The organism is Pseudoalteromonas denitrificans DSM 6059 (genome assembly GCF_900112265.1).
GTDB classification, from domain to species: domain Bacteria; phylum Pseudomonadota; class Gammaproteobacteria; order Enterobacterales; family Alteromonadaceae; genus Pseudoalteromonas; species Pseudoalteromonas denitrificans.
The window spans coordinates 1-1,792 of the sequence record NZ_FOLO01000117.1 but is presented as its reverse complement, the minus strand read 5'-3'; the positions used below and the strand labels follow the sequence as shown (position 1 = coordinate 1,792).

Below are 1,792 nucleotides of genomic sequence, written 5' to 3'. Positions count from 1 at the left end.
CCTTGAGCATCTTATCCATGCTCCTGAAAACTTGGATGCCATTCTGCCCTGGAATGTAAAACTGGGCTAGGTGTATTTGCCCAGTCGTTTACTTTCTATCGAAAAAATGTTTCAGAAATTGTTATGAAGATTGGGTGGCGGGCTTTGCAATGCAATCAGCATTATAGACGTCACGATAGATGGGTTGGTCATAACCACGATGACACTTCTTTTTATTACGAAGCCGTTCTTGTCTGTGCTTCAGAGGATAAATTTGAAATAATTAAGTTTGCAAATTGCGCATCGGGTGTCACGGAGCCAACAGCTGAATTGCCACTTGATCCGCCACCGGAACCAATCACAGACCCTGAAGTACTTAAACGCTTTGAAGAACTAGAGAGCTCCTCTACTTTTTGGGATGATGAGGATGAGGAGCTTCCACTAATAGAAGGTGGATCGAAGTATGCAAAAGACGATGATTTTCAAAGGCTAGTATTAGAAACTAATTCTTTTATAAATTTGATGGTCATGGCACCTAAAGAGTCGGCCAGCATCATAATGGCAAACTGTATACGTGAGCCTGGAGCAAAACATCGATACAGTAGCTTAGATATTGATAAAGGTTATGGCCTTACAAGGAGGTTGATGGGGCTGTTTCCGCCTTTTTATACAAAGACTCCTTTTTTAGAGTTATTAACCATCTCTCCAGATCAAGGAATAAGAGTTATCTTAAGGTTAACCGAGATCGCTACGAGCGAATGGTTAACTGAAGAGCGCATGAGAAGAGAACACGATCGACAAAATATGTTCGATGAAGGTTATCCGTTAAGCATAAATCTGCTAATAAAAGGCGTTGCCAAGCAATATTATGGAGAACGAAGGTGGATGCATGCATGTAGAAATACCACTATCGTGCCTCAGTTACTTACATGTGCCTTAATGTCGTTGGAAAAATGGCTATCTGACAAGCTTGATAATGGCGAAGATATTAGCCAAGAAATCGAAGAACTTTTAACGAAAAGCGACTCGTTGGCAATTGCTGGAGTTTGCATCCAATTAGCCAAAAAAGAAAGCTCTCTGTTTAAAGGTGCTTTATTTGAGCTACTTATGTGCCCATGGATCTTTGTATATGATCTTCATCATTGTATAGGTGATGAAAGCCACCAAATGATTGGTCATGGTATGAGGGAGACTGAACACCAGTTCAATGAAGCTAAAAATTGGCACTTACGTGAATATAGAAAAACTCATCTTGATACTATAATTTTTCAGCTAATTCTTAGTGATAAGGAATTTGAAAATAAAGTAAGTGGTGAGCTACTATCTGCCATGCAAAGCTGGCTTGATGACTCATCAAAAGGTGATGAGCATTACGCATTTATCTTGAGGCTGAGACATCAGTTTGAAGTAAAAAATTGGACTGTTTTTGAGAATAAAGAAGGTAATATTCAATTCAATTTTAATGCTCCAAGCGAATTACTAGAACTACAGAAAAAAGACGAAATTTACTTTGAAGCAAAACAGTTACTTATTCACCTGCCTCACAAATGCCTTACTGCCTTAAATTCAAATGAACAACTGGACGAGTCTGAATATAAAGCTGTATTCGATAAAGTATCAAATATAGAGCCTGACATACTTGAGCTAGAAGATGAGTATTTATCTCTCGTAAGGAGCCAGTGTGCAGTTGCTGCAATTATTATTTTAAAAAGAGAGAAATTGCCTAGGGGCTGTTGATCTTTCACATTGGCAGCCAAATCATTGCACACGCCAGTGCTAGCATACTTTCAAACTGTAACTTTAATTTATCATA

Annotated in this window: 1 protein-coding gene; it reads left to right on the top strand. The window is 38.7% G+C overall.

Features of this window, described 5'->3' with window-relative positions; genetic code table 11:
* The first annotated feature begins 123 nt into the window (after positions 1-123).
* Positions 124-1,716: a hypothetical protein gene (locus BM088_RS26835; protein ID WP_091991998.1), complete on the top strand. Its 1,593-nt coding sequence runs from the start codon at positions 124-126 to the stop codon at positions 1,714-1,716.
* The last annotated feature ends 76 nt before the right edge of the window (positions 1,717-1,792 follow it).